The sequence below is a fragment of the Streptomyces sp. NPDC088387 genome, assembly GCF_044753385.1.
In the GTDB taxonomy this organism is placed as follows: domain Bacteria; phylum Actinomycetota; class Actinomycetes; order Streptomycetales; family Streptomycetaceae; genus Streptomyces.
This window is the reverse complement of the sequence record NZ_JBIVNC010000025.1, coordinates 41076-58937: the sequence shown is the minus strand read 5'-3', so window position 1 is coordinate 58937 and position 17862 is coordinate 41076. Positions and strand designations below refer to the sequence as shown.

18 protein-coding genes are annotated in these 17862 nt (G+C 71.5%); 11 read left to right on the top strand and 7 right to left on the bottom strand.

What is annotated here, in order from left to right; translation table 11 throughout:
* Positions 1 to 132: 132 nt before the first annotated feature.
* Genes ACIQAC_RS39465 through ACIQAC_RS39450 form a run of 4 tightly spaced genes read left to right on the top strand, consistent with a single transcriptional unit; the run spans position 133 to position 3730 of the window.
* Positions 133 to 1035 (top strand): ATP-binding cassette domain-containing protein, encoded by a 903-nt coding sequence (locus ACIQAC_RS39465; protein ID WP_402200345.1) that lies wholly within the window; start codon positions 133 to 135, stop codon positions 1033 to 1035.
* Positions 1032 to 1823 carry an ABC transporter permease gene (locus ACIQAC_RS39460; protein WP_402200343.1) on the top strand — a complete coding sequence of 264 codons (792 nt, stop codon included), beginning with the start codon at positions 1032 to 1034 and terminating at the stop codon, positions 1821 to 1823. Before ACIQAC_RS39465 ends, ACIQAC_RS39460 begins: the two co-directional genes overlap by 4 nt.
* 25 nt (positions 1824 to 1848) lie before the next feature.
* Entirely contained in the window at positions 1849 to 3105 is a 1257-nt protein-coding gene (locus ACIQAC_RS39455; RefSeq protein WP_402200340.1) for a sensor histidine kinase, read from the top strand.
* Positions 3095 to 3730 (top strand): response regulator, encoded by a 636-nt coding sequence (locus ACIQAC_RS39450; RefSeq protein ID WP_402200339.1) that lies wholly within the window; start codon positions 3095 to 3097, stop codon positions 3728 to 3730. Before ACIQAC_RS39455 ends, ACIQAC_RS39450 begins: the two co-directional genes overlap by 11 nt.
* A gap of 39 nt (positions 3731 to 3769) precedes the next feature.
* On the opposite strand, the gene glgX is transcribed toward ACIQAC_RS39450, so the two are convergent.
* Positions 3770 to 6016 carry a glycogen debranching protein GlgX gene (glgX, locus tag ACIQAC_RS39445; protein ID WP_402200337.1) on the bottom strand — a complete coding sequence of 749 codons (2247 nt, stop codon included), beginning with the start codon at positions 6014 to 6016 and terminating at the stop codon, positions 3770 to 3772.
* Between the two features lie 154 nt (positions 6017 to 6170).
* Between glgX and ACIQAC_RS39440 the strand changes: the two genes are divergently transcribed.
* From ACIQAC_RS39440 to ACIQAC_RS39420, 5 genes are all read left to right on the top strand, one after another.
* Positions 6171 to 7415 carry an Ig-like domain-containing protein gene (locus ACIQAC_RS39440; protein WP_402200334.1) on the top strand — a complete coding sequence of 415 codons (1245 nt, stop codon included), beginning with the start codon at positions 6171 to 6173 and terminating at the stop codon, positions 7413 to 7415.
* Between the two features lie 226 nt (positions 7416 to 7641).
* Complete coding sequence (locus tag ACIQAC_RS39435) at positions 7642 to 8895, top strand: Ig-like domain-containing protein (protein WP_402200333.1); 1254 nt, start codon at positions 7642 to 7644, stop codon at positions 8893 to 8895.
* An 81-nt stretch (positions 8896 to 8976) separates the two neighbouring features.
* On the top strand, positions 8977 to 9744 hold the full coding sequence (locus ACIQAC_RS39430; RefSeq protein ID WP_402200332.1) for an enoyl-CoA hydratase/isomerase family protein: 768 nt from the start codon (positions 8977 to 8979) through the stop codon (positions 9742 to 9744).
* A 168-nt stretch (positions 9745 to 9912) separates the two neighbouring features.
* Positions 9913 to 10521, top strand: coding sequence for an ATP-binding protein (locus ACIQAC_RS39425; protein WP_402200373.1), 609 nt, complete (start codon positions 9913 to 9915; stop codon positions 10519 to 10521).
* Between the two features lie 95 nt (positions 10522 to 10616).
* A complete protein-coding gene (locus ACIQAC_RS39420) occupies positions 10617 to 11249 on the top strand; it encodes an ADP-ribosyltransferase (RefSeq protein WP_402200329.1) in 633 nt (210 codons plus the stop codon).
* A gap of 13 nt (positions 11250 to 11262) precedes the next feature.
* Here ACIQAC_RS39420 and ACIQAC_RS39415 read toward each other — a convergent pair whose 3' ends face one another.
* Positions 11263 to 11904, bottom strand: a complete 642-nt coding sequence (locus tag ACIQAC_RS39415) for a GNAT family N-acetyltransferase (protein ID WP_402200327.1) — start codon at positions 11902 to 11904, stop codon at positions 11263 to 11265.
* 128 nt (positions 11905 to 12032) lie between these two features.
* Between ACIQAC_RS39415 and ACIQAC_RS39410 the strand changes: the two genes are divergently transcribed.
* Both ACIQAC_RS39410 and ACIQAC_RS39405 read left to right on the top strand, forming a co-directional pair.
* Positions 12033 to 12245, top strand: a complete 213-nt coding sequence (locus ACIQAC_RS39410) for an EF-hand domain-containing protein (RefSeq protein ID WP_402200324.1) — start codon at positions 12033 to 12035, stop codon at positions 12243 to 12245.
* 65 nt (positions 12246 to 12310) lie between these two features.
* A complete protein-coding gene (locus ACIQAC_RS39405; RefSeq protein WP_402200323.1) occupies positions 12311 to 12757 on the top strand; it encodes a hypothetical protein in 447 nt (148 codons plus the stop codon).
* 21 nt (positions 12758 to 12778) lie between these two features.
* On the opposite strand, the gene ACIQAC_RS39400 is transcribed toward ACIQAC_RS39405, so the two are convergent.
* The 5 genes from ACIQAC_RS39400 to gcvT form a co-directional block, all read right to left on the bottom strand.
* On the bottom strand, positions 12779 to 13336 hold the full coding sequence (locus tag ACIQAC_RS39400; protein ID WP_402200321.1) for a glycoside hydrolase family 25 protein: 558 nt from the start codon (positions 13334 to 13336) through the stop codon (positions 12779 to 12781).
* A 93-nt stretch (positions 13337 to 13429) separates the two neighbouring features.
* Positions 13430 to 14797, bottom strand: a complete 1368-nt coding sequence (locus tag ACIQAC_RS39395; RefSeq protein WP_402200319.1) for an L-serine ammonia-lyase — start codon at positions 14795 to 14797, stop codon at positions 13430 to 13432.
* Between the two features lie 116 nt (positions 14798 to 14913).
* A complete protein-coding gene (glyA, locus tag ACIQAC_RS39390) occupies positions 14914 to 16173 on the bottom strand; it encodes a serine hydroxymethyltransferase (RefSeq protein WP_402200317.1) in 1260 nt (419 codons plus the stop codon).
* Positions 16174 to 16185: 12 nt separating this feature from the next.
* Positions 16186 to 16563, bottom strand: a complete 378-nt coding sequence (gene gcvH / locus ACIQAC_RS39385; RefSeq protein ID WP_402200314.1) for a glycine cleavage system protein GcvH — start codon at positions 16561 to 16563, stop codon at positions 16186 to 16188.
* 98 nt (positions 16564 to 16661) lie between these two features.
* Complete coding sequence (gene gcvT, locus ACIQAC_RS39380) at positions 16662 to 17780, bottom strand: glycine cleavage system aminomethyltransferase GcvT (RefSeq protein WP_402200312.1); 1119 nt, start codon at positions 17778 to 17780, stop codon at positions 16662 to 16664.
* Positions 17781 to 17862 lie beyond the last annotated feature (82 nt).

The following is a 17862-nucleotide window of genomic DNA, read 5'->3' as shown; positions in this document are numbered from 1 at the left end:
ACGGGTGGCCGCACGCGGGATCGCACGAGGGATCGCACGAGGGGGCGTAGGAGACCGTCAACCGATCGGTTGATACGGCTTCGAGCGCGACGGCCGATGTGCCGGGTCCCGCCCCGCCGCGACCCTGAGGGCATGCCCGTCATCGAAGTCAGCGAACTGCGCAAGTCCTACGGCGGCCGGCCCGCCGTCGACGGTGTCTCCTTCACCGTCGAGGAGGGCGAGGTCTTCGGCGTCCTCGGCCCGAACGGCGCCGGCAAGACCACCACCGTCGAGTGCGTCGAGGGACTGCGCGTCCCCGACACCGGCCGCGTCCGGGTCTGCGGCCTCGACCCCGTCGCCGACCACGAGAAGGTCGCCCGGCTGCTCGGCGCCCAGCTCCAGCAGAGCGAACTCCAGGCGAAACTCACCGTCCGCGAGGCCCTGGAGCTGTACGCCTCCTTCTACCCGAACCCCGCCGACTGGCGTCCGCTCGCCGAACGCCTCGGTCTCACCGACCGGCTCGGCATCCGCTTCGCCAGACTCAGCGGCGGACAGAAACAGCGCCTGTTCATCGCGCTGGCCCTGATCGGAAGCCCCCGTGTCGTGGTCCTCGACGAGCTGACCACCGGCCTCGACCCGCGCGCCCGCCGGGACACCTGGCAGCTCATCGAGGAGATACGGGACAGCGGTGTCACCGTGCTGCTCGTCACCCACTTCATGGAGGAGGCACAGCGGCTCTGCGACCGGATCGCCGTGATCGACCGGGGACGGATCGCCGCCCTGGACACCCCGGCAGGCCTCGTCCGCCGCTCGGCCGGCGGCACGGTGATCACCTTCACGCCGTCCGCGCCGCTGGACGAACGGGAGCTCGGCGCGCTGCCCGCGCTGGCCTCCGTCGAGCACAAGGACGGCCGGGTCACCCTGGCCGGCAGCGACGAGACCGTCAACGCCGTCATCACCCTGCTCGCCCGCCACCGCATCACCGCCCACCAGTTGCGCGTCAGCGACGCCACGCTGGACGACGCGTTCCTGGACCTGACGGAGACCACACCATGACGACCGCCCCGAACACCGCCGCCCCGAACACCGCCGCCCTGCGCACCGCCGCCCCGCGCACCGCCGTACTGCGCACCGAGGCCCGCCTCCTCGCCCGCGAACCCGGCAGCCTCTTCTGGATCGTGTGCTTCCCGCCCCTGCTGCTGGCGATCCTGGGCGCCGTCCCGGCGTTCCGCGACACCCAGGACGGCCTCGACGGGCTGCGGGTCGTCGACGCGTACGTCCCCGTGGCCGTACTCACCGGGATGATCGTCGCCGGTGTGCAGGCGATGCCCGCCGGCCTCACCGGCTACCGAGAGCACGGCATCCTGCGCCGGATGTCCACCACCCCGGTCCGGCCCTCCGCGCTGCTGTCCGCACACATGCTGGTGCACGCCCTCGCCGCCGTCCTCTCCGCGCTGCTCGCCCTCGCCGTCGGCCGGCTCGCCTACGACGTACGCCTGCCCGAGCAGCCCTACGGCTATCTCCTCGCGCTGGTCCTCGCGGTCCTCGTCGCGCTCGCGCTGGGCTCGGTGATCTCGGCCGTGTCCCGGACCGTGAAGATCGCGGGAGCCGTCGGGACCGCGGTGTTCTTCCCGATGCTGTTCTGCGCGGGGGTGTGGATCCCGGTGCAGGCCATGCCCGCCCTCATGGCCGACATCGTCGGGTACACCCCGTTCGGCGCCGCCGCGCAGGCCCTGAACGCCGCCGCCGCGGGCGACTGGCCCGGCTGGTCCCACCTGGGGGTCATGGCGGCCTGGACGGTGGTCCTGTCGGTCGCGGCGGCCCGCTGGTTCCGCTGGGAGTAGGCGGCCGGACGTGCAGACTGGATCCATGACCGCGGCGGACACCGACATCGAGCGGCGCTGGGAGCTGATCCGCGGCAAGGGGCCCTACGGCCTCCTCGCCGTGGCCGCACTGCTGTCCGCCGCCACCGCCGGACTGACGCCGGGCACCACGGAACGGATCACGGCCCTCGCGCTGGTCGCCGCGGGACTCGTCCTCCAGCTGTGGTGGGGCCTGGCGAGCCGCAGCCGCCCCGGCCCGTCCACCGCCGGCACGGTGTACTACTTCGTCCGGTGGGCCATCGGCTTCGCCCTCACCTGGCTCAACCCGTTCTTCGCGTTCTACGCGGTTACCGGCTACTTCGACTCCGACGAGCTGATCCCCGGCCGGCGGCTGCGGCTGATCGGGCCGTTCGCCTGCTCGCTGGCCGTCTCCGGCGCGCAGGCCGGCGGGCTGCCCTTCACGGACCCGGTGCAGTGGGTGGTGTTCGGCGCCCTGGTCGTGGTCAACAACGTGATCCTCACGGTGGTCGGCCACCTCACCTCCCAGCAGGAGGAACGCTCCCGCGCGCGGGCCGAGACCATCGCCGAACTCGAACGCACCAACGCCGCGTTGCAGCGCGCCCTCGACGAGAACGCCGCCCTGCACGCCCAGTTGCTGGTCCAGGCCCGCGAGGCGGGCGTCGCCGACGAGCGGCGCCGCCTCGCCGCCGAGATCCACGACACCCTCGCCCAGGGCCTGACCGGCATCATCGCCCAGCTCCAGGTCGTCGCCAACGCCCCCGACCTCGACCTCGCCCGTACCCACCTGGGCCGCGCCGCCGACCTGGCCCGGCACAGCCTCGGCGAGGCCCGCCGCTCCGTCCACAACCTCGCCCCGGTCGCGCTCACCGACAACGGGCTGCCGGAGGCGCTGAAGAAGACCGTCGCCGAATGGGGCGAACGGACCGGCGTACGCGCCGGGTTCACCGTCACCGGCACCACCGAGCACCTGCACGACGAGGTCTCGGCGACCCTGCTGCGCATCGCCCAGGAGGCCCTCTCCAACGCCGCCCGGCACGCGGCGGCCACCCGGGTCGGCGTCACCCTGTCCTTCATGGGCGACGAGGTCGTCCTCGACATCCGCGACGACGGCCGCGGCTTCGACCCGGCGGAGCCACGCACCCGCACCCGCGCGGGCGGCTTCGGTCTCGACGGCATGCGCGCCCGCGCCGAACGCCTCGCCGGCTCGCTCGCCGTGGAGTCCGAGCCGGGACACGGCACGGCCCTGTCGGCTCGCGTACCGTTGGTCCGCCATGAGCGATGACCCCGCCATCACCCTGCTCGTCGCCGACGACCATCCCGTCGTACGGGACGGGCTGCGCGGCATGTTCGAGTCCGCGCCCGGCTTCACCGTCCTCGGCGAGGCCGCCGACGGTGTGGAGGCCGTTGAAAAGGCCCTCGCCCTCGACCCGGACGTCGTCCTCATGGACCTGCGGATGCCGGGCGGCAGCGGTGTCGACGCCATCGCCGAACTCACCCGGCGCGGCGCCCGCGCCAAGGTGCTGGTCCTGACGACGTACGACACCGACTCCGACACCCTGCCCGCGATCGAGGCCGGCGCGACCGGCTACCTCCTCAAGGACGCGCCCCGCGACGAGCTGTTCACCGCGGTCCGCGCGGCGGCCGAGGGCCGTACGGTCCTCTCCCCGGCCGTCGCCACCCGGCTGGTCTCCGCGGTCCGCGCCCCCGGCAACGAGCCGCTCTCCGCCCGCGAGCGCGAGGTCCTCGCCCTGGTCGCCAAGGGCACCCCCAACCGCGAGATCGCCCGCGTCCTGTTCATCAGCGAGGCCACCGTCAAGACCCACCTCACCCACCTCTACGCCAAGCTCGGCGTCAAGGACCGCGCGGCCGCGGTGGCGGTGGCCTACGACCGCGGGATCCTCGGCTAGGACCTGCCGCCGGACAGGCCCTGGTGCCCGCCGGTTCCGTCACCCCGCCACCCGCAGCAGCAGCACCGCCCGTTCCGGTACCGTCACCGCCGCCCCCGCCGGATGGACCACGCCCGGCGCGGCCGACTGCTCCTCGCGCGAGGTGTCCACCACCACCTCGTACCGCTCCGCCCACGGCGGCCCCGGCAGCACAAAGCTCACCGGCTTCTCCCCGGCGTGCAGCACGGCGAGGAAGCTGTCGTCGACGATCGGCGCCCCCCGCTCGTCCCGGCCCGGGATGTCCCGCCCGGACAGATACATACCGACCGTCGCGGCCGGCGCGTACCAGTCGTCCTCCGTCATCTCCGCACCCCGCGAGGTGAACCAGGCCAGGTCCCGCAGCCCGTCCGCCGAGTGCGCCCGGCCCGAGAAGAACGCCCGCCGGCGCAGCACCGGATGCCGGTGGCGCAGCGCGATCAGCCGCGAGGTCAGCTCGTACAGCGCCGTCCAGCCGGGATCCTCCAGCAGGCTCCAGTCCAGCCAGCTGATCTCGTTGTCCTGGCAGTACGCGTTGTTGCTGCCGCGCTGGGTCCGCCCCAGCTCGTCGCCCGCGACCAGCATCGGCACACCCGTCGAGAGCAGCAGTGTCGTCAGGAGGTTGCGCAGCTGGCGGCGGCGCAGCGCCCGTACCGCCTCGTCGTCGCTCTCGCCCTCCGTGCCGCAGTTCCACGACCGGTTGTCGTCGGTGCCGTCCCGGTTGTTCTCGCCGTTGGCCTCGTTGTGCTTGCGGTCGTACGACACCAGGTCCCGCAGGGTGAAACCGTCGTGCGCGGTGACGAAGTTGACCGACGCGTACGGCCGCCGCCCGCCCCACGCGTACAGGTCGCTCGACCCCGACAGCCGGTAGCCCATCTCCCGCACGTCCGGCAGCGCGTGGCGCCAGAAGTCCCGTACGGCGTTGCGGTAGCGGTCGTTCCACTCCGTCCACAGCGGCGGGAACGCGCCCACCTGGTAGCCGCCCGACCCCACGTCCCACGGCTCGGCGATCAGCTTCACCCGGCGCAGCACCGGGTCCTGGGCGATCACCGCGAGGAACGGCGAGAGCATGTCGACGTCGTGCATCGAGCGGGCCAGCGCCGCCGCGAGGTCGAAACGGAAGCCGTCGACGCCCATCTCGGTCACCCAGTACCGCAGCGAGTCGGTGATCAGGCGGAGCACGTGCGGCTGCACGACGTGCAGGGTGTTGCCGCAGCCGGTGTAGTCGGCGTAGCGGCGCGCGTCCGACTGGAGCCGGTAGTAGCCCCGGTTGTCGATGCCCTTCAGCGACAGCGTCGGACCCAGCTCGCCCGCCTCCGCCGTGTGGTTGTAGACCACGTCGAGGATGACCTCGATACCGGCCGCGTGCAGCGCCCGCACCATCCGCTTGAACTCGCCGACCTGCGCGCCCCGGGTGCCGCTCGCCGCATAGCCCGCGTGCGGGGCGAAGTAGCCGATGGAGTTGTAGCCCCAGTAGTTCTTCAGGCCCCGGCGCAGCAGATGGTCCTCGTGCGCGAACTGGTGCACCGGCAGCAGCTCCACCGCCGTCACGCCCAGGCCGGTGAGGTGCTCGATCGCCGCCGGGTGCGCGAGCCCCGCGTACGTGCCGCGCAGCTCCTCGGGGATCCCCGGGTGCAGCCGGGTGAAGCCGCGCACATGCAACTCGTAGATCACCGAGTCCGCCCACGGCGTCTTCGGACGGTGGTCGTCGGCCCAGTCGTCGTCATCGTGGACGACGACCCCCTTCGGGACGTACGGCGCCGAGTCCCGGTCGTCGCGGACCGTGTCGGCGACCTGCTGCTGCGGCCAGTCGCGGACATGCCCGTACACCTCCGGCGGCAGCCCGAAGTCGCCGTCCACCGCGCGGGCGTACGGGTCGAGCAGCAGCTTCGCCGGGTTCCAGCGGGCGCCGGTCCACGGGTCCCAGCGGCCGTGCACCCGGAAGCCGTACCGCTGACCGGGCATCACCCCCGGCACGAAGCCGTGCCAGATCTCGTGCGTCAGCTCGCTCAGCCGGGCCCGGGTCTCGCGCCCCTGCTCGTCGAAGAGGCACAGCTCGACCGCCTCCGCCCCGCCCGCCCACAGCGCGAAGTTGGTGCCCGCGACCCCGTCGGGGCCGACCCGGTAGCGGGCCCCCAGCGGGGTCGGCGCACCGGGGCGCACCGGCACGCCCGGCGGGCGGTGCCGGGTGCCGTTGACGGCGGCGGCCGGCCGTCCCTCGGCGGCGGCGCGCCGCTCCGCCACCGCCTCCTGCTCGGCTGCGCTGGACACCTGGGCGCCTCCCGCGGCTCATGGCACGACGTGGGCAGCAGGGGGTGCGGCGTCCCGACCGCGGTTCCCGTCACGTCGTCCTCCCCCCTGTTCTGCCCAGAGCTTGCCTCGCACTCACGTTTCCCCAGGGCGGGGCCGGTCGTTGGGCACGTTTGTGAGGCATCGACAAGGGCGCGCGCGGCGCGCGGGGGCCGCACTGGCGGCTCTACTGACATGGGCAGGACTACTGGCCGCGGCCGCCGGCTGCACCGGCGACGGCGCCGCCGGCATGGACCGGATGCTCGGCAAACCACCCGCACCCGAGGACGTCATCCGGATCGTCCCGGACGACCGGACCAGAAACGTCCGCCCCGACGGGGAGCTCTCGGTGCGGGTGCCGAGCGGCCGCCTGGAGTCGGTCCGGGTCGTCAGGTCGCAGGACGCGCAGGAGACCGAGGTCCCGGGCCGGGTCTCGGCCGACGGGCTGCGCTGGGAGCCGGCCGAGGACCGGCTCGCGCTCGCCGCGAAGTACACCGTGGACGCGGTCGCCCTCGACGAGCACGGCCGCCGCTCGGCCCGCCACACCACCTTCACCACCTACGTCCCCGAGGAACGCTTCATCGGCTACGTCGCCCCCGAGAACCGCTCCACGGTCGGCACCGGCATGATCGTCTCCCTGGAGTTCAGCCGCGAGATCGCCCACCGCGCGGCGGTCGAGCGGGCCGTCCGGGTGACCGCGGAACCGGCCGTCGCGATCGAACCGCACTGGTTCGGCTCGACCCGCCTCGACTTCCGGCCCGAGCGGTACTGGAAGCCCGGCACCCGTGTCACCGTCGACCTGCGGCTGCGGGACGTCGAGGGCGCGCCCGGCGTCTACGGCCTCCAGTACAAGACGTTCACCTTCACCGTCGGCCGCAGCCAGGTCTCCCTCGTCGACGCCGCCGAACACACCATGGAGGTCCGGCGCGACGGCGCACTCCTCGCCACCGTCCCGGTCACCGCGGGCGCCCCCAAGTCGACGACGTACAACGGCAAGATGGTCGTCACCGAGATGCTCGAACTGACCCGGATGAACGGCGCGACCGTCGGCTTCCGCAAGTCCGACGGCAAGAGCGAGTACGACATCCCGGACGTCCCGCACGCCATGCGCCTCACCGACTCCGGCACCTTCCTGCACGGCAACTACTGGGCCGACGACTCGATTTTCGGGCGGAGCAACGTCAGCCACGGCTGTGTCGGCCTGCGCGACGTGAAGGGCGGCGGCGCGGACACCCCGGCCGGCTGGTTCTTCGACCGCAGTCTCGTCGGCGACGTTGTGGAAGTGGTGCGGAGCAACGACAAGAAGGTCGCTCCCGACAACGGGCTCGGGGGATGGAACATGGGATGGAAGGAGTGGAGGGCCGGCAGCGCCGTGAAGTGACCCGCCGGGCGGGCGGGCCGGGCGGGCCGGACGGGGACGGTCGCGTGGGTCCGGCCGGGATCGTCGCCCGGGTTCGGTCGGGATCGTCGCCCGGGATCGGTTGGGACCGAACGGTGACAATCTCGTCGCGTCAACCGGCCTGACCATGCGGTTAATATGCGCCAAGCGCGCGTGGGACGCGCCGGCTCGTGGGCCCCGCGGGGCTCCGGGGAGGGGAGAAGGAAACGTGAACGTGCGACCGATATCGGGGGCGTCGGTTGACGCGCGCGGCAGGCGTGGCCGCAGGCGGACGGGGGCCCTCTTCGCGGGCGTCGTCCTGCTGGCCGTCACCGCCTGCGGCGGCGGGGGATCGGAGCCCGGACCAGGCTCCGACGAAGGCAAGGGCAAGGGCCAGGACTCGTCGGCGGCGCAGAGCGGCCAGTCGGAGGCGGTCGTCTCGATCGCCCCGAAGGACGGCGCCAAGTCCGTCGACACCAAGGGGGATCTGAAGGTCACCGCGGACCGCGGCAAGCTGACCGAGGTCGTCGTCAAGGACGGCAAGGGCGCGAAGGTCGACGGCAGGATATCCGCCGACGGGGGCACCTGGACGCCGTCCGCCCATCTGGCCGCGTCCACCAAGTACCAGGTGCACGCGGTCGCGAAGGACGCCGAGGGCCGTACGGCCGCGGAGGACGCGAGCTTCACCACGCTGACCCCGGAGAACTCGTTCATCGGGACGTTCACTCCCGAGGACGGTTCGAAGGTCGGCGTCGGTATGCCGTTCTCGATCCGCTTCGACCGGGGCATCACCAACCCCGCCGACGTCGAGAAGGCCATCAGGATCAAGACCGAGCCGGCCGTCGACGTCGAGGGCCACTGGTTCGGCAACGACCGCCTCGACTTCCGGCCCGAGAACTACTGGAAGGCCGGCACCAAGGTCACGGTGGAACTCGGCCTCGACGGTGTGGAGGGCCGGCCCGGTGTCTACGGCAACCAGGCCAAGACCGTGTCCTTCACGATCGGCCGCAGCCAGGTCTCCACGGTCGACGTCAAGACCAAGACGATGACCGTGAAGCGGGACGGCAGGACCATCAAGACCATCCCGGTGACCACCGGCAAGCCCGGCTACGACACCTGGAACGGCCAGATGGTCATCACCGACCGTCTCGAAGTGACCCGGATGAACGGCGAGACGGTCGGCTACGCGGGCGAGTACGACATCAAGGACGTACCGCACGCCCAGCGTCTGACCACCTCCGGCACCTTCATCCACGGCAACTACTGGGGCGGCGACGCCTTCGGCAACTACAACGCCAGCCACGGCTGCATCGGCCTGAAGGACGTCCGCGGCGGTTACGACGGCAAGGTGGCCGCGGCCTGGTTCTTCAACCAGTCGATGGCCGGTGACGTGGTGGTCGTCAAGAACTCCAACGACCGCGTCGTCGACCCGGACAACGGCCTCAACGGCTGGAACATGTCCTGGGAGAAGTGGAAGGCGTAACCGCCTCCTCGGACGCGGGCCCGGTGCGACTGTGACTCACAGCACCGGGCCCGCACCCGTCCGCCCCCTTAATCTGCTGCCATGACCGTGAATCTCGAAGTCGCCGAAGGCGTCGGCACACTCCGCCTCGACCGTCCGCCGATGAACGCGCTGAACGTCGCCACCCAGGACCGGCTCAGGGAACTCGCCGAGGAGGCCACCCGCCGCGACGACGTCCGTGCCGTGGTGATCTACGGCGGCGAGAAGGTGTTCGCGGCCGGCGCGGACATCAAGGAGATGCAGGACATGGACCACACGGCCATGGTCCTGCGCTCACGCGCCCTCCAGGACTCGTTCACCGCGGTCGCCCGCATCCCCAAGCCGGTCGTCGCGGCCGTCACCGGATACGCGCTCGGCGGCGGCTGCGAACTCGCCCTGTGTGCCGACTACCGGATCGCCGCCGAGGACGCCAAGCTCGGCCAGCCGGAGATCCTGCTCGGGCTGATCCCGGGCGCGGGCGGCACCCAGCGCCTCGCCCGGCTGATCGGCCCCTCCCGCGCCAAGGACCTGATCTTCACCGGCCGGATGGTCAGGGCCGACGAGGCGCTGACCCTCGGTCTGGTCGACCGGGTGGTGCCGGCCGCCGAGGTGTACGAGCAGGCACACGCCTGGGCCACGAAGCTCGCCCAGGGCCCGGCGCTGGCGCTGCGCGCGGCGAAGGAGTCGGTCGACACGGGCCTGGAGACGGACATCGAGACCGGCCTCGCCGTCGAACGCAACTGGTTCGCGGGCCTGTTCGCAACGGAGGACCGGGCGCGAGGGATGCGCAGCTTCGTGGAAGAGGGCCCCGGCAAGGCGAAGTTCCTCTGAACATCCCGCGCAGGGCTTGCAATTGACGCGATGTCTGATCCGGGTCCCTCGATGGGTTGGTTTATGGCAGCCTTAAACCAACCTTAAGTCTGCTGCGTCGAGGGAGCCGGTCCTTTGCCAACTTCCGAGCCTACTCCGCAGGTCAGACAGGGTACGGAGGCACCCGAACTGCCTTTGGCATATGCCGACGGAGCTGCCCGGAATGGTTGCTTCCGGGGGGCGTATTCCGCGGGAACGGCCCCGGAGGCTGCGGTGGGCGGCCATGATGGGGGCATGGCGGGGCTGGAGGGCACGGAACAGCCGCGGGGACACGGCCGTGTGACGGCGGCGCGCTGGTCGCCCGCGGTCGAGGACGAACGGGCGCTGAAGGCCCTGGAGTTGTACGGAAACCCCACGGAGGCGGAGGTCGCGCTTCCGTCCCTCCCCGAGTCCGCCGCCATCGCGAGACGCCTGGCGCAGGTCGTCGTCCTGCGCCACTGGGGATTAACCCCGAAGATGACCGAGGACGCCGTGTTACTCGTGTCGGAGCTGGTGGGGAACGCGGTGCGGCACACCGGGGCACGGGTCTTCGGCCTGCGGATGCGCAGACGGCGCGGCTGGATCCGGATCGAGGTGCGCGACCCCTCACGGGGGCTGCCCTGTCTGATGCCCGTCCAGGAGACCGACATCAGCGGCCGGGGTCTCTTCCTCGTCGACAAACTCGCCGACCGCTGGGGCGTGGACCTGCTGCCCCGCGGCAAGACCACCTGGTTCGAGATGCGCGTGGCCGACCGCTAGGTCATCTCCCCGCCCGGTAAAGCGAGTTGGGCAACACGCCGCCGTACGAGTGATGATCCACGACCATCCTCCGGCGAGCCGCGATCGTAGAGCGCATGATCACAACTTCCCTCCGGCGCCGGGCCGCTGCCGCCGTACTCTCCCTGGCGGCCGTCCTCGCCACCACCGCCGCCACGGCCCCCGCCCAGCCCGCCGCCGCACGGGCCACGGCCTTCGCGAAGGCCGCCGCACCGGCCCCGGCCGACTGCCCGGTCCAGTTCTACGACCCCCTCGTCGCCGCCGCCGACCGCCGCGTCGAGGTCGACAGGATCACCCCCGAACCCGTGTGGCGCACCTCCTGCGGCACCCTCTACCGCAGCGACGGCCGCGGCCCCGCGATCGTCTTCGAGGAGGGCTTCCACCCCCGGGACGTTGTCAACGGGCAGTACGACATCGAGCAGTACGTCCTCGTCAACCAGCCCTCGCCGTACGTGTCCACGACCTACGACCACGACCTGTACAAGAACTGGTGGAAGTCCGGCTACAACTACTACATCGACGCCCCCGGCGGCATCGACGTCAACAAGACCATCGGCGACACCCACCGCTGGGCCGACCAGGTCGAGGTCGCCTTCCCCGGCGGCATCGACCGCAGGTACGTCATCGGCGTCTGCCCCGTCGACAAGGCCACCAAGACCGAGAAGATGAGCGACTGCGAGAGCAACCCGCATTACGAGCCCTGGCACTGAGGCCCACCGCGGCTCATCGGCCGGCGACGAACAGCGCCTCCGAACCCACCGCACGATAGCCGGCCGCCTGGAACGCCCGCAGACTGCGCGCGTTCCCGGCCGAGATCTGCGCCCACACCGGCTCACCCCCGGCCAACTGCCGTGCCGCCGAGGCGAGTCGACGCCCGAGCCCTCGGTGCCGTACCCCCTCCGTCACCTCCACGGCCGCCTCCAGCCGCCCGCCGATCCCACGCCCCAGCACCAGCACACCGCCCTCGGCCGCCGTCCACGCGCGCACCTCGTCACGGCGCCGCATCGAACTCGCCACCCGCGGATGGGTGAGGTCCTCGATCCGCGTCAGCTCCGGGCCCGGCTCGCCCGGCAGCGGCCCGGCCACGGTCATCACGTCCACGGTGTCCGTACGCCGGCCGGTCCGCTCCATGAACGCGTGCAGGAAGTACGGGTTCATGGACGCGGCCAGCGGATCACTCGGGGTCGCGGCCAGCGTCTCGTACACCCACTCCGGATCCTCGTCCGTGAAGACCACGGTGTGCGCGGTGAAGGCGAGGACACCGGCGTCACGCGGACCGTCCTGCGGTACGACGGTGGTCGTGCCGTCCGGCGGCGGGAAGACCCCCCGGGCCGCCCCCTCCAGAATCTCCCGCAGGCTCTCCATCACGCTCCCCGCATCCGCGCCCCACCGAGAGGCCAAGAGTCACACGGACTCCGCCGGGCCGTCCCGCCGGGGCGCCGGATAATGTGACTCCCGCACACACGGAACATGTATGACGAAGGGGCGGATCGGTGGCGGACATCGAGGAAGCGCGCAAGCACTTCGACCGGATCGACACGGACGGCGACGGACAGATCAGCGCTGCCGAGTTCAAGCGCGCGCTGGCCCAGGGCGGTGACTGGAACGTCACCGAGGCCGTCGCCGAGGCCATCATCGCGAGCCGCGACCTCAACGAGGACAAGCTCCTGTCGTTCGACGAGTTCTGGGCACACCTGAACAAGTGACGACCGCGGAGGGGCGCCGGTCCACCACGGGCGGGCGCCTCCTCCCCTCTCCGGGCGGTGACAGCATGACCACGCGCCACCCCTTCGTGGACGAGCACGTGACGACCGTCGGTGCTTCCCCGGACGCCGTGTGGCAGGCGCTGACCGCCACCGTCGAAGCCGCGTACACCAGTGGCCGCGCCGTCCGCTACGCCCGCCTCGTGGGCTGCGACCCCGCGACGGCCTCCGGCCCGCGCCCCCTCGCCGAGGGCTCCACACTCCCCGGCTTCCGCGTGCTCACGGCCGAGCCTCCCGGGGCGCTGGTCCTGGAAGGCAGGCACCGCTTCTCGGCCTACACGCTCGCCTTCCGCATCGACGAACTGACTCCGAACCGCTGCCACGTACGCGCCGAGTCCCGGGCCCTGTTCCCCGGCCCGTCCGGCACCCTCTACCGCCGCCTGGTCATCGGCACCAGCACCCACTCGTACCTGATGCGCCGCATGCTCGCGACGATCCGCAGCCGCGCGGAGTGACCGGGGTCCGGCAGGCGCTGCTCAGGCGCCGTCGGCCCACTTGCGCAGCGCCGCCTTCGACGCGAAGTCACCGACGTTCTTGTCGAGGGGGTTGTCGGTGTACTGGTGGAAGCGCCACGCGGCCTGGATCCGGGGCTTGCCCGCACCGACGTAGTCGGCGATCCACAGACCGTCGCCCGCGTAGGACGTGGTGTCGATGTTGAGCCAAAAGTTCCTGTTGCAGTAGAGAATGACCCGGTTGTCCGGCCTCAGGGACTTCACCTTCTTGATGAAGGTGTCCTTCTCCGCGTTGGAGGCATGGGTGCCGCTGCCCGTGGTTTCCCAGTCGACGGCGAGGATGTCGCCGGGGCGGTCGGGGGCCTTGCTGACGAAGTACTCGGCCTGGGCCGTGAGGTTGCCCGGCCACAGGAAGTGGTAGAAGCCGACGACCAGGCCCGCGTCGCGGCCCCGCTTCGTCTGCGCGCTGAGTTTCGGGTTGACGTAGGAGCGGCCCTCCGTCGCCTTGACGAAGACGAACGAGAGGCCGTCGGTGTCGTAGGAGGACGTCTGGTACGAACTGACGTCGATGCCGTGCAGCACGGGGGACTCCCTGAGTGTCCATGGGGGGAGGGGGAGTTGACGGGACTGGGGGTGCTTATGCCCCGCAATCCCCGTGCTGACTCGGGCCGCCCGTCAGCATTCGATGATGTTCACTGCCAGCCCGCCCCGGGCTGTCTCCTTGTACTTGACCGACATGTCGGCGCCGGTCTCCTTCATGGTCTTGATGACCTTGTCGAGAGACACCTTGTGGCTGCCGTCGCCGCGCATCGCCATCCGGGCCGCCGTGACGGCCTTGACCGCGGCCATGCCGTTCCGTTCGATGCAGGGGATCTGGACGAGGCCGCCGACCGGGTCGCAGGTGAGGCCGAGGTTGTGCTCCATGCCGATCTCCGCGGCGTTCTCCACCTGCTCCGGGCTGCCGCCCAGCACCTCGGCCAGCGCGCCCGCGGCCATCGAGCAGGCCGAGCCGACCTCGCCCTGGCAGCCGACCTCGGCGCCCGAGATGGAGGCGTTCTCCTTGAACAGCATGCCGATCGCGCCGGCCGCGAGCAGGAACCGCACCACGTCGTCCTCGTCGGCGCCGGGCACGAAGTTGACGTAGTAGTGCAGGACCGCCGGGATGATGCCCGCGGCGCCGTTCGTGGGGGCGGTCACGACCCGGCCGCCGGCCGCGTTCTCCTCGTTCACGGCCATCGCGTAGAGGGTGATCCACTCCATCGCGAGGGCCTTCGGGTCGCCCTCGGAGCGCAGCTTGCGGGCCGTGTTCGCCGCCCGGCGGCGGACCTTGAGGCCGCCCGGCAGGATGCCCTCGCGGGCCATGCCGCGCGCGACGCAGCCCTGCATGACCCGCCAGATCTCCAGCAGGCCCGCGCGGATCTCGTCCTCGGTGCGCCAGGCGCGCTCGTTCTCCAGCATCAGGGCGGAGATCGACAGGCCCGTCTCCTGGGTGAGGCGGAGCAGCTCGTCGCCGGTGCGGAAGGGGTATTTGAGGGCCGTGTCGTCGAGTTTGATCCGGTCGGCGCCGACCGCGTCCTCGTCGACGACGAATCCGCCGCCGACCGAGTAGTACGTCTTGGTCAGCAGCTCGGCGCCGGAGGCGTCGTACGCCCACAGGGTCATGCCGTTGGCGTGGTAGGGCAGTGTCTTGCGGCGGTGCAGGATCATGTCGGCGTCGAAGTCGAACGGGATCTCGTGCTCGTCGAGGAGCCGGATCCGGCCCGAGTCCTTGATCGACGCCACCCGGTCGTCCGCCGTCTCGACGTCCACCGAGCGCGGTGAGTCCCCGGCCAGGCCGAGCAGCACCGCCTTGGGGGTGCCGTGGCCGTGGCCGGTGGCGCCGAGGGAGCCGTACAGCTCGCTGCGGACGGCCGCGACCGACTCCAGCAGGCCCTCGTTGCGCAGTCGGCGGACGAAGAGTCCGGCGGCGCGCATCGGGCCGACGGTGTGGGAGCTGGACGGGCCGATGCCGATCGAGAACAGGTCGAAGACCGAGATGGCCACGGGAACTCCTCAGTGCGGGGTGGTGCGAGGGGGTACGGGCGGTGGGGCACCGCGCTCTCGGAAAAAGGGGTGTGTCTTCCAGTGTGCGCGGTGCCCCGGGAAACCCGGGTCCGGGGTTACAGACCGGGGTAGAGGGGGTGCTTGTCGGCCAGGGCCGTGATCCTGGCCTTCAGGGCATCGGCGTCGAAGGCGGGCTTGAGGGCCTGCGCGATCACGTCGGCGACCTCGGCGAAGTCCTCGGCGGTGAAGCCGCGGGTGGCGAGCGCCGGCGTGCCGATGCGCAGGCCGGAGGTGACCATCGGCGGGCGCGGGTCGTTCGGGACGGCGTTGCGGTTGACGGTGATGCCGACCTGGTGGAGGCGGTCCTCGGCCTGCTGGCCGTCCAGCTCGGACTCGCGCAGGTCGACGAGGACGAGGTGGACGTCGGTGCCGCCGCTGGCCACGTTCACCCCGGCCTCGCGGGCGTCCGGCGCGGTGAGCCGCTCGGCGAGGATGCGGGCGCCGTCGATGGTGCGCTGCTGGCGCTCCCTGAACTCCTCGGACGCGGCGACCTTGAAGGAGACCGCCTTGGCCGCGATCACATGCTCCAGGGGGCCGCCCTGGAAGCCGGGGAAGACGGCGGAGTTCAGCTTCTTCGCGAAGGTCTTGTCACGGGACAGGATGATGCCGCCGCGCGGACCGCCGAGCGTCTTGTGCGTGGTGGAGGTGACGACGTCCGCGAAGGGTACGGGGTTCGGGTGCAGCCCCGCCGCGACCAGCCCGGCGAAGTGCGCCATGTCGACCCAGAGCAGTGCCTCGACCTCGTCGGCGATCCGGCGGAACTCGGCGAAGTCCAGCTGCCGCGGGTACGCCGACCAGCCGGCGATGATCACCTTGGGCCGGTGTTCCTTGGCGAGCCGCTCGACCTCGGCCATGTCGACCAGTCCGGCGTTGTCGACGTGGTAGGCGACCACGTTGAACTGCTTGCCGGAGAAGTTGAGGCGCATGCCGTGGGTGAGGTGGCCGCCGTGGGCCAGGTCCAGGCCGAGGATGGTGTCCCCGGGCTGGGCGACGGCGAAGAGCGCGGCCTGGTTGGCGGAGGCGCCCGAGTGCGGCTGGACGTTGGCGTACTCGGCGCCGAACAGCTCCTTGACCCGGTCGATGGCGAGCTGCTCGGTGACGTCGACGTACTCGCAGCCGCCGTAGTAGCGGCGGCCGGGGTAGCCCTCGGCGTACTTGTTGGTCAGGACCGAGCCCTGGGCCTCCATGACCGCGACCGGCGCGAAGTTCTCGGAGGCGATCATCTCCAGCGTGGACTGCTGGCGGCGCAGCTCGGCGTCGACCGCGGCGGCGACCTCGGGGTCGAGGTCGTGCAGGGGGGCGTTGAAGTCGGACATCTGGAGGGCTCCTCAGCCGGCGGAAAAGGCGGTGTACTCGTCGGCGGAGAGCAGGTCGGCCGGCTCGTCACCGACGCGTACCTTGAACAGCCAGCCACCCTCGAAGGGGGCGGAGTTCACCAGCGACGGGTCGTTGACCACGTCCTCGTTGACCTCGGTGATCTCGCCGGAGACCGGGGAGTACAGATCGCTGACCGACTTGGTCGACTCCAGTTCGCCGCAGGTCTCGCCCGCGGTCACGGTGTCACCGACGGCCGGGAGGTCGACGAAGACGACATCGCCGAGCGCGTTGGCCGCGTGCTCCGTGATGCCGACCGTCGAGACGCCCTCCTCGGCGGCCGACAGCCACTCGTGCTCCTTGCTGTAGCGCAGCTGCTGGGGGTTGCTCATGGCCTGAATTCTCCTGTACGCGGGGAGTGCTGGTGAAAGGGGGACTGCGGAAGACGGTCGTGACCTGGGCAGATGTGCCCGACGTCACAGCCCAGTCTCTACTTCTGCCGCTTGTAGAACGGCAGCGCCACGACCTCGTACGGCTCCTGGCTGCCGCGGATGTCGACCGCGATCCCGGAGGTGCCCGGCGTCGCGTGCGCGGCGTCGACGTACGCGATGGCGACCGGCTTTCCCAGGGTGGGGGAGGGGGCGCCGGAGGTGACCTCGCCGATCTCGGTGCCGGCGGCGGTCACCTTGTACCCGGCGCGCGGGACGCGGCGGCCCTCGGCGATCAGGCCGACCAGGACGCGCGGCGGGTTCGACTCGGCCTTCGCGGCGGCCGCGGTGAGCGCCTCGCGCCCCACGAAGTCGCCGTCCTTGTCGAACTTCACGACCCGGCCGAGCCCGGCGTCGAAGGGGGTGAGGGCGGCGGTCAGCTCGTGCCCGTACAGCGGCATGCCCGCCTCCAGGCGCAGGGTGTCGCGGCAGGACAGCCCGCAGGGGACGAGCCCGGCGCCGGCGCCGGCCTCGGTGAGCGCCTGCCACACGGTGACGGCGTGCTCGGGCTTCACGAACAGCTCGAAGCCGTCCTCGCCGGTGTAGCCGGTGCGGGCGATCAGGGCGGGGACGCCGGCGACGGTGCCGGGCAGCCCGGCGTAGTACTTGAGCCCGTCGAGGTCGGCGTCGGTGACCGACTTCAGGATGTCCGGGGACTCCGGGCCCTGGACCGCGATCAGCGCGTAGGCGTCGCGGTCGTCGCGGACCTGGGCGTCGAAGCCGGCGGCCCGCTCGGTGAGGGCGTCCAGGACGACCTGGGCGTTGGAGGCGTTGGCGACGACCATGAACTCGGTCGCGGCGAGCCGGTAGACGATCAGGTCGTCGAGGATGCCGCCGTCGGCCTGGCAGATCATGGTGTAGCGGGCGCGGCCGACACCGACGGCGGCGATGTTGCCGACGAGGGCGAAGTTCAGCAGGGCGGCGGCGTCCGGGCCGGTCACGGTGATCTCGCCCATGTGCGAGAGGTCGAACAGGCCGGCCCGGGTGCGTACGGCGGTGTGCTCGTCGCGCTCGGAGCCGTAGCGCAGGGGCATGTCCCAGCCGGCGAAGTCGGTCATGGTCGCGCCCAGCGAGCGATGCAGGGCATCGAGGGCGGTATGCCGGAGTTCGGCACTGCTCATCGGTCGGTCTCCCAAGGCGTGGGGAAGGGCGAGGTCGTTCCTCCCCATCTGTCATCGGAACCTGAGAGGTTCACCCTGACCG